Origin of the sequence: Prevotella sp. oral taxon 317 str. F0108, assembly GCF_000162415.1 — a bacterium.
GTDB lineage: Bacteria > Bacteroidota > Bacteroidia > Bacteroidales > Bacteroidaceae > Prevotella > Prevotella conceptionensis.
Window position 1 is genome coordinate 372,603 of record NZ_GG740072.1, and the last position, 10,497, is coordinate 383,099.

Annotated in this window: 6 protein-coding genes and 1 pseudogene; 5 read left to right on the forward strand and 2 right to left on the reverse strand. The window is 45.3% G+C overall.

Translation table 11 applies throughout. From position 1 onward, the window contains the following. Positions 1–20: 20 nt before the first annotated feature. The gene (locus HMPREF0670_RS01290) at positions 21–1,208 is read right to left on the reverse strand and encodes an ATP-binding protein (protein WP_009229353.1); all 1,188 of its coding nucleotides are present in this window, start codon (positions 1,206–1,208) and stop codon (positions 21–23) included. A gap of 329 nt (positions 1,209–1,537) precedes the next feature. Between HMPREF0670_RS01290 and HMPREF0670_RS01300 the strand changes: the two genes are divergently transcribed. Together HMPREF0670_RS01300 and HMPREF0670_RS17500 are read left to right on the forward strand one after the other, a co-directional pair. Continuing rightward, a complete protein-coding gene (locus tag HMPREF0670_RS01300; protein ID WP_009229354.1) occupies positions 1,538–3,001 on the forward strand; it encodes an SLC13 family permease in 1,464 nt (487 codons plus the stop codon). Between the two features lie 115 nt (positions 3,002–3,116). Beyond that, positions 3,117–3,341, forward strand: a pseudogene (locus HMPREF0670_RS17500) (transposase); the annotation flags it as partial. A 1,556-nt stretch (positions 3,342–4,897) separates the two neighbouring features. Here HMPREF0670_RS17500 and ispE read toward each other — a convergent pair. Beyond that, positions 4,898–5,737, reverse strand: coding sequence for a 4-(cytidine 5'-diphospho)-2-C-methyl-D-erythritol kinase (gene ispE / locus HMPREF0670_RS01305; protein WP_009229355.1), 840 nt, complete (start codon positions 5,735–5,737; stop codon positions 4,898–4,900). A gap of 366 nt (positions 5,738–6,103) precedes the next feature. Between ispE and dnaB the strand changes: the two genes are divergently transcribed. The 3 genes from dnaB to HMPREF0670_RS01320 all read left to right on the forward strand — a co-directional run bounded on the left by dnaB (position 6,104) and on the right by HMPREF0670_RS01320 (position 10,224). Continuing rightward, positions 6,104–7,582, forward strand: coding sequence for a replicative DNA helicase (gene dnaB / locus HMPREF0670_RS01310; RefSeq protein ID WP_009229356.1), 1,479 nt, complete (start codon positions 6,104–6,106; stop codon positions 7,580–7,582). A gap of 86 nt (positions 7,583–7,668) precedes the next feature. Further along, positions 7,669–8,349, forward strand: coding sequence for a tetratricopeptide repeat protein (locus tag HMPREF0670_RS01315; RefSeq protein WP_009229357.1), 681 nt, complete (start codon positions 7,669–7,671; stop codon positions 8,347–8,349). 234 nt (positions 8,350–8,583) lie between these two features. Next, on the forward strand, positions 8,584–10,224 hold the full coding sequence (locus tag HMPREF0670_RS01320) for a hypothetical protein (protein WP_044077580.1): 1,641 nt from the start codon (positions 8,584–8,586) through the stop codon (positions 10,222–10,224). Positions 10,225–10,497 lie beyond the last annotated feature (273 nt).

Sequence of the window (10,497 nt, forward strand, 5' to 3'; positions counted from 1 at the left end):
TATTAATTAATGTATTTGTATTAATAAAGGAACCCGAAAAGCCAAAGAGGTATCTTGTTGCCTTTCCCCACTTCGGTGTTGTATCGGGCATATATGGTATCATTATTATATCTAACCTTGTTCGTTCCTCTGGCATCGCAAATGCGAAATTTCTTTTTCTCGTCTACAATATAGTGGTGCTCCTTGTTGCATTGGTTCACTAGATGGTCTTTCCAAAGCGCATTAACGAAGAACGTTTCCATAACAACCTGTTCGTTCGGCACTATAGGATAGATGGCGTACATCAAATTAGGGTTGTGCATCATTATTTTAGACGGTTTCTTGGGGAAGTCGTCGCCTACAAGGTGCATCATGTTGATGAGTCGCGCATCGGCCAAGTACTTGATGTAATTCATTACCGTCGCCCTGCTTGTCTCTATGTCTTGGGCAAGCTGACTTATGTTTGGGGCTTTCGTCGAGTTGAGCGACAGCAAGTAGAAAAGTTTCTTTATTTTAGTGAGATACTTCAAGTCTATTTGCTTAATGAGCAAGATGTCCACTTCGGTCATCATGTTCATTGTCTTTAACAAATTCTCCGAGAAGTTGCGTTGTTCTAAAAAGAAGGGGTAGAAACCATGGTGAATATAATCGCGGAAATGTTGCGAAGGACTTGCCAAGGGCAGTATTTCTTTCACGATGCTCTCGTGTTGCGAGGTGATTTCCTCTAAGCTGTATGCCTTAAAGCGTTTTCCTGTAATGATATTGAGATATTCCCTGAACGAGAAACCACGCAGGTTGTAGCTTTTAACAATGCCGTTGAGTTCTGGGTTCTCGTCTTTGAGTCGCATAACGCTCGACCCTGTGAAGACAATTTTCAGCTCAGGGAATCTGTCGTAGCACTTACGCAGTTCCGAGCTCCAATCCGGTTGCTTGAAAACTTGGTCAATGAGCAACACCTTTCCGCCGTGATTAACGAAGTCGGCCGCAAAATCAGCGATGCCTCGGCTTTGGAAATAAAAGTTGTTCATGTTGATATACAGGCATTGCCTGTCGCCCTTAGCAAAATTCTCTTTGGCATATTGCAGCAAAAATGTGGTTTTCCCCACACCACGCGTTCCCTTAATGCCAATCATGCGGTCGTCCCAATTAATTTCATCCATAAGGGTTCGGCGCAATGTGGCATTGGTATGTTCCACCAGATAAGCGTGAGTGCGAAAAAAAGCCTCCATAGTTTGCTACTATATTTAAGCGATTAAAACCATGCAAAGATAACATATTTTTATTAGAATTGCAAACTCTACCTTACAAAATAAGTGATTTATATCATCTTTTTTAGGTATTGGCCATACATTCCACCTTAAAAACACGTGTATAGCATGGCCTTTGTGCATCGTCAAGCACTTGTATGCAAGTTTACCAAGCATGTTTTTTGCGTCTCTTTGCGCGTACGAATACTATTTTTCGGCTTATGTGCAAACTTTTCTGATATTTCTTTTGCCGAATAGAAAAAATACTTAACTTTGCTCCATTGTTACTAACCATAAACACATAGATAAATATGTCTGAACACAAAAGAAACACATTGAGCGAGGTTTTCAGATTCAAGAAATTCTCCTTGTTCGTCTTGGCTGTGGTAGTCACAGCCGTTTTGTGGAACTTGCCCTCTACGGCTTTTGGCATAGAAGGGCTGACAGTTATCCAACAACGCGTGATAGCTATCTTCGCATTTGCCACAATCATGTGGGTAACGGAGGCTATCTCCTCGTGGGCAACTTCGGTAACGCTCATCGGCGCGTTGCTCTTCACCACGTCCGACAATGCTTTCCTCTTCTTTCGAGCGGGTATTGACAAGTCGGAACTGATACATCACAGCGCATTGATGGCCACTTTCGCCGACCCAATCATCATTCTTTTCTTGGGTGGTTTCATGTTGGCCATTGCCGCAACCAAATCGGGGCTTGACGTCTTCTTGGCGCGTGCGTTGTTGCGTCCTTTTGGTAGGCGTTCCGAGATGGTTCTTCTGGGTTTTATTCTCATTACGGGCGCTTTCTCCATGTTCGTGTCCAACACGGCCACGGCAGCCATGATGTTAACCTTCCTTACACCCGTGTTCAAGGCATTGCCACCCGAAGGTAAAGGGCGCGTCGCTCTAACGTTGGCCATTCCCGTAGCGGCCAATATCGGTGGAATGGGTACGCCAATCGGTACGCCGCCCAACGCCATTGCCCTGAAATACCTTAACGACCCCAACGGGTTGAACCTTGGGTTGGGCTTTGGGCAGTGGATGGCCTTCATGTTGCCGCTAACTATCATCCTGTTGCTCATCGGGTGGTATCTGTTAAAAACATTCTTTCCTTTCAAGAAAAGAGAGATTGACCTGCATATCGAAGGTGATATACATCGCGGATGGCGAACACCAGTGATAGCTGTCACCTTTTGTGTCACCGTTTTGTTGTGGATGTTCGACAAGTTTACGGGTGTAGGAGCCAACACTGTGGCCATGTTGCCCATATCGGTGTTTGCTTTGACGGGCGTTGTTAAGGCAAAAGACCTGCAAGAAATCAATTGGAGTGTTATATGGATGGTGGCTGGAGGCTTTGCTTTGGGGCTTGCACTCAACGAGTCGAAACTGGCCGAACTAGCCATTGAGAGCATACCGTTTGGCAATTGGTCGCCTATGGTCATCCTCCTCATATCGGGAGTGATATGTTACATCCTCTCCAACTTTATCTCTAACACCGCAACTGCCGCTTTGTTGGTACCTATCCTTGCCGTTGTTTGTAAGGGTATGGGCGATAGTTTGGCAGGAATTGGCGGAACGCCCACCGTTCTTATCGGCATTGCCATTGCCGCCTCCACAGCTATGTGCTTGCCAATCAGTACGCCTCCCAATGCCATTGCCCATTCAACGGGGCTTGTTCATCAGAACGAGATGATGAAGATTGGCCTTGCCATTGGTGTAATTGGTCTTGTGTTAGGTTACATCGTGCTTTTCTTTGTTACTAAGATTGGCATGATTTAAAACTTTTAGGACTATCCAATCCCCTTAATAAGGCAGCTTTAAAAAGAAGTCATCCAGACCGTTAAAATCTCTACAATTTGAGAGGAGTGTATTATCTTTGTGATTTAAAACCAAGATAAACACTCCTCTCATCTACGAAGTACTGGACAAAGATACAATAAAATCTGAGATCTTGCCACATTTGTCGGTAGCAAAACGCGGTTATGTTACTAAAAGCTACCTGGCGGAGGCCACATTCAGTACATTCTCTACAGGTTGAAAAACGGGCTGTCAGTGGCACATAATGAGGAAAAAGGAAAGAGTGCTTCTTTCTGTTTCTTATGTTTTTATGTCAAAAGTGGACGTGTTTATGCCAACACACGAGAAAAGAGCGTTTTCGTTAAACCAGATGAACAACGTCGAGCTTGCTCGAACATTGTCATGCCGAGAAAAGAACAATTAACTCGTTCACTTATCCACTTGTCTTCTTGTTAACTTGTCAATTTACCATATTATGTCAACTTTTCCGTAAGAAATTTAACATTATGAGTGCCCTTTTTGTCCACCAAGCACCCACCTTGCCGCAAAAAATCGATTCTCGCGAAGGTTTGTTTTGATGCAAAAAGGGGTTAGTCTGTGAATACGATAAAATGAATATTTATTTCAAGAAACCGCCATTTGTACCACATTTGGGGCTATTTGCGGCTAAATGTACTGCAATTTGGTGCAAAACACAGTGCAATATGCCGCTAAACGCAGTGCGTTTTGGTGCTAAACGCAGTGCGTTTTGATGCTAAACGCAAGGTAAAATGGTGCTAAATGCAGTGTAAAATGCAGCTAAACGCAAGACGAGAAGAATAAATATGCGCCGCAATGGTATAAACAAAACCTCTTAGAACCATGAAACACATGGCAAAAAAGGGCAAAATGGTGGTTAGGAAGTGGGTTTTTAGGGGCTAAAAGTGGATAATTGGGTGTAGATAATAATGGGTTGGCAACCAATCTAGAAAGGCTAAATGGTACAAAATGCAGGTCTTTTTCTTAAAATTGAACATATCGGAAGCCGTAAAAGACCAAAAATAGTGACAATTTACCTACTTTATGGCCTATATTTTCGCTAGAACGGATCGAAAATCAGAATGGTATTGTAAAATAAAGGACAACGATTTAAGTTTTTGAGTTGGGGAGTTTTTGAGCTGATGAGTCTTGAGCTGATGAATTTTTGAGTTGGGGAGCTTTGAGTTAATGGGCTTTGGAGTTGGGGAGTTTGTGGATTTATGAGTTGATGTATTCGGGAGTTGTTGTGCTTTTGTGAGTTTATAACCCTGTGAGTTGGCTTGTCCTGCACTCCTCTCAATTTATAGAAATATTAAAGTCAAGACGACTTCAAAGATAATAAGCTCCTCTCAATCTGTGGAGATTTTAAAAGCCTAGATGACTTCAAAACTTGCAATTCAAAGGCCGTGGGCTTTGTATGAATATCATGCTCCACCCTTTCAAACGAATACACCTGCTATTCTATTGAAAGGGTGAATTTATAGTCAAACAGAATTGTTTTTGGAAAATTGTTGTTAGAAGGATGCAAGACGTTGTGTTGCATGGCATCTATAAACCCTTGCACAGAGGATAAGGAGGACTTTTGTTTGTTTACGATGCACTTATGGCTTTGCAAATCCAATTCTGTTTGACTATATAACATCTGCACAAGCCCCCTTGTACTGACACTACAAGCGTGTTTGTACCCGCACTACGAACAGTTTTTCACTAACACATAGTCAACAAAACGGCGTTGCACAACCAGCATTCCAAAAGCAATTCTTTTTGCCTATAAACTATTGCCCATTTGCTTTGCCGACAGGTGGAACGCGCATTCAAAATCCAATTTTGTTTGACGATAAAGTGCGAAACCGTATTGTTTTATAGTTGCGTGATATAAACGAAGTGGTCTTTAAACAGGTGTTCTACTTCTTTTGGGCATTGCTCGAACAATCCGAAAATGGCACTTCCGCTGCCCGACATTTGCGCATATAACGCTCCTTGCGCGTAAAGTTCGCGCTTAATGTTGGCTAGTTCGGGGTAAATGGCAAACACCGACTGTTCGAAATCGTTCGTCAACTCATCTTTCCACGTTGCTATGGGCTGCCTAACAATGTCGCGACAGCATTTGGCAGGCCGCTTAGGAACAATGTGCTTAAAGGCCTCGGCCGTAGAAACAGCCACATCGGGTTTCACGATAGCCAAGAAATAGCCGTTAAGGTTGTGCTGGGGCGTGTCCACTGGTTCGAGAATTTCACCCTTTCCTGTGGCAAATGATGGCTCAGCCGTAACGAAAAAGGCGCAGTCGGCACCAAGTTGGGCGGCGTATCGCTCCATTTCTGCATTGCCAATGTTCAGCCTGAAACGCTCGTCTAGTAGCCTTATCATAAATGCGGCATCGCTCGAACCGCCCCCTAAGCCTGCTTGCGAGGGAATACGCTTATGAAGATGTGCATGTACGCGAGGCATAGAGAAGTCGCGCGCCAACAAGTTGTAGGCCTTACACACCAAGTTCTGCTGCTCGTCGCCTACAAGGGTGTTGCCTGTAACCTTCAAGTCGCACGCCACTTCAGACGGAAACTGCTCGTCCATCAGCTTTACTTCCAGGGCATCGGTTAGCGGAACGGGGTAGAAAACCGTCTCTAAGTCGTGATAACCATCATTGCGTTTGGCCACAATGTTCAGTCCTAGGTTTATCTTTGCACAGGGAAATGTAATCATAAATTGCCTTGATTGTTAACTATGCAAAGGTAACACATTTTTGCGCAACGACTTTATGTTGGTCAAATTAAATTAAAGGTTGCGCCAAAGTGCAGCATGTTTTTCGCAACGAGCATCGCTAATCGCATTATTTTTGGTAAATTTGTACCTACGTTCGCTTTTGAACAAGGTGTTGGCCACATGCCGTACCACATTCGGTTATGCTCTTCCCGCAATATAACATAGGCTTAGGCTTGCTTGTTGCACGCAACTTCGCGTTGTGCCGGTGTTGCGAAGAAGAGATATACATGTTGCGAACGGCCAAATTGTTGATTGAGAAACGCCCCGAACGATAGGGGACAACACACGATATAAACATAATAGAACATGCCCGAAACAAGCAATACGAACAGAAGAACGAAGAAATCGGTGCCCGTTGACAACACTTACGGACACTTGCCGCCCCAAGCTCTCGACCTGGAAAGGGTGGTGCTGGGTGCCTTGATGATAGACAAGGACGCTTTCGCCGTGGTAAGCGAGATGTTGCATCCCGAAACCTTTTACGAACCCAGACACCAGAAAATATACACCGCCATAAGGTCGCTCAACATGGACGAAAAGCCTGTTGACATCATGACCGTTACCGAACAACTGAAACGCGACGGCACCATCGACGACGTTGGCGGCGCACCTTATGTGGTGGAACTCAGCTCGCAAGTGGCATCTTCGGCCCATATTGAGTACCATGCGGCCATACTTGCCCACAAGTTCTTGGCTCGTCAGCTTATTTCTTTTGCCAGTAACATCGAAACAAAGGCTTTCGACGAGAGTATCGACGTTGAAAATCTGATGCAAGAGGCCGAGGGTGCGCTCTTCGAACTGTCGCAGAAGAACATGCGGCAGGACTTTACGCAGATAGACCCCGTGATAAAGCAGGCTATCGACATTCTGCAAAAGGCCTCGGCCAATAGCGGTGGCATGACGGGAGTGCCCACTGGTTATACCAAACTAGACGAGATAACGTCGGGTTGGCAACCGTCCGACCTGATTATCATCGCTGGACGCCCTGCAATGGGTAAGACGTCCTTTGCGCTAAGCTTGGCTAAGAACATCGCCGTAGACGCACAAGTGCCCATCGGATTTTTCTCGCTCGAAATGAATAACGTGCAGCTTGTTAACCGACTTATATCCAATGTATGCGAGATTGTGGGCAGCAAGATACTTAACGGACAGTTAACGCCCGACGAATGGGACCGACTTGACAAACGGCTGCGCAACCTGCAAGGAGCACAAGTGTACGTGGATGATACGCCCGGTCTCTCTGTTTTCGAACTGCGAACCAAGGCGCGCCGTTTGGTTAGAGAGAAAGGTGTGGGCGTTATCATGATAGACTATTTGCAGCTGATGAATGCCAACGGCATGAAATTCGGCAGCCGACAAGAAGAAGTGTCCACCATCAGCCGTTCACTTAAAGGCTTAGCCAAGGAATTAAACATCCCCGTCATTGCGCTGTCGCAGCTTAGTCGTAACGTAGAGAACCGTGAAGGCCTTGAAGGAAAGCGTCCACAACTGAGCGACTTGCGCGAGTCGGGTGCCATTGAGCAGGACGCCGACATGGTGTTGTTTGTGCATCGCCCCGAATACTACCATATATTTGAAGACGATAAGGGCAACGACTTGCACGGAATGGCGCAAATTATCATTGCCAAACACCGTAAAGGTGCCACGGGCGACGTGCTGCTTACCTTTAAAGGGCAGTACACGAGGTTTGAAAACCCCGATGATACCCCTTCGCAACCCGCTTTGCCCGACGATGGTGGCGGCTTGATTGGTTCGCGTATGAATGATGAACCGATGCCGTTCTAACGCTCTTTACAGTGTTCTTGCCTGTCAAAGTAGGGGGGTAACGAGCTTGGCAAACAGAAATAAAACCCCATTCTCAACTATAAGAAATGAAACGAAATGTAATTTTGGCCTTCTTGGTCGCCACTATAAGCTTTAATGCTGCCGCGCAGACAAAGAAAGAGTTGCGCGACAGCATTGCCGTGTTGGCTAAGGAGGCCGACATGCACCCCGATTCTATTGACTTACGCTTGCGAAAAGCGGCTCTGAACCTGCAATTGGAACAATGGCAATACGCCAAAGACGAGTACGACAACGTCTTAACGCGTTTTCCCAACAACGCAACGGCATTGTATTTCAGAGCCTTTGCATACGAACGGATGCGGCGTTACGACCTGGCTAAGGCCGATTACGAAAAGTTATTGGTGCATATTCCGGGCAACTTTGAAACATTGGTGGCCCTTGCCCTTTTAAATCAAAAGATGAAACGGCACACTGAGGCCCTTGATTTGGCGAACAGATTGGTGAACCAACATGCTGATAAGGCTTTGGCCTACGCTGTGCGTGCAGGGATAGAACGAGAAAGGGGAATGCTGCAACTGGCTTTGTACGATTACGAGCAGGCAATATCAAAGGATAATGCCAATACCGAGTACTATATATATAAGGTGGAAACGCTCATCGACATGAAACAGTTTGAAAAGGCTACGCAAGAGCTTAACATGCTTACAAAAAAAGGCGTTCCGCATTCCGACCTAGCCGAACTCTACAAGCGATGTAAGCGACGATAGCTTTTGTTTTTCACTTAAAGTGCCCGTTGTAGCGGGTTGAACTTATAAAATGGGAGGCTTATGGTCTCCCCTTTTTTCATCCCTTACTGTTCTAAAACGCCTTTAAATCCTCCTTAAAGCCACTCCTAATGTTAAACTTTGCTTAATTCATTACATCTTTCTGCTTTGTAATATGCAAATATTTGCAAAACAACTATATTTGCATCATTAACTAATTAATACCTACTAATAACCATGAAACATCTGTACATAAGAACTTTTATCTTGTTGTTTGCCTGCGTTTGCGGCGTTGTAGGCATGCGCGCAGAAGTGTTAGACCTGACCAAGCTTATGCCCAAGGTTAAGAAAGGCCAGAGTTATCCCCTCACTACCGTTGAGCAAGGTGGGGTGTTGCTCACCTTCAGCAGGGGTGAGGGTAGGGTAGTGCCTGCAAATTGGGGCTATGCACGCTTGTACAACAACAATACCCTGACTATTGCAGCACAGAAAAACATGCGAAAAGTAACCCTCCACTTCCTTAAATCGGGCAAGGAGGTTCTGCCGGAGGCAGGAGAAATGGAGGTGTCGAGTGGTAAATTGACGGCTGATAATGTTTGGCAAGGCAACGCGCAGCAGTTGGTTATCACGGTTTATCCGCCAAGGGGCAAGACGTTTTCGCTCGAAAAAGTAGAGATAGCGTACGAAGAAGGGCAGACACCGCCAACAACAGACCCCAACGAAGATAAGCCAAAAACAGAAGAAACCGTTGCCGACATTGCTAGTTTTAAGCAAACGAAACATGGGAAAGCGGCGACATTGAAAATCAATAAGGCACTAGTGTTGGGCAGTAATGATGCAGAATTGTTTGTGAAAGACCACACCGCACTTATTCGTGTGTTGGTTTCCAAGCGCGGCGATTGGCAAAGAGGCGACCTCGTTACAGGCGAAGTGCGCGGTGTTTACGAAGAAGTGGATGCGCTCCCCACCATCAATGCCGTTGAAAGGATAAGCCTAAGAAAGGTTTCAAGCCAAAGCGCATCAGCTCCAAACGTACCATTCAACAAGTTGTCCGAATATACTTACAGCTGGGTTCACACATCATTCACCGCCAACGAGAAGTATAAGCTAGCCAATCCGCGAACAGATGTGCCTTGCTTTGCTTACAATGGAGCTGAAATAGACTGTTATGGAATTGTCATTCCACAAGGCACAACCCTTATCTTGTACCCACTCACTGCGCAAGATGTAACCATAAACTATTACGATGACAGACTAAACACGTATGGGGAGGCGCAAAACATAAACGTACAAATTCATCAAGCACTTAAACAAGGCGTGTTCAACACCCTTACATTGCCCGTTTCGCTCTCAGCCAGTGAGGTGAAAAGCGTTTTCGGACAAGCGACGGTCATTGCGAAGTTTGCTTATGTGGAAGGAAATAACGTTGTTTTCCAACGGCTAACAGATGCAGGAATGCAAGCTGGCGAGCCCTATTTACTGAGTCCGCAAACAGATATGAAGAGCATCTTTGTTGCCCAAACGCAGGTGCATTCGCCTAAAACAAACCCCAATAGCCCATTTGTGGGAACGCTTAATGCAACTACGCCACCAACGGGAAGTTACTATCTCAACAGGCAAAACAAGCTGCAAGCCTTCTTCGGCAATCAACAAATAAAGGCGTTTAAGGCCTATTTCACTGATATAGAGAATGGAGAAGGCAAGACAATCGTTGTAAGGCATGTAACGAATGGCATCCAACATCCGACGCTTGAAAATGAAACAAATGTCCATTTCCCAACCATATACAACCTTAATGGGCAAAGAATGTCGGGAGATAAGGGCGCGCTTGCGCCTGGAATATACATCATTGATGGAAAGAAAACCATCGTGAGATAACGTATGTAGAATGTTTTTCTCAGCAATAATGTCCTGGCAACGGAAAGAAAAGCCGTTGAATAATGGTGTGTGGCGCGTTTTTTTTGGCCACAACTAGACTTATAGGCGAAACAATAGCTGCTGTTTCAGAAGGAAAAATGCAATAAAAAAGGTTGCGCGAGCGGGATTAAACATCCTAACTCGCGCAACCTATCAGTGAGCATTATGTTGGTATGTGGCCAGAAAGAAGTTTCTAAGCCATGCCACCATACAGTGCAATGTCGCTTTGTTATT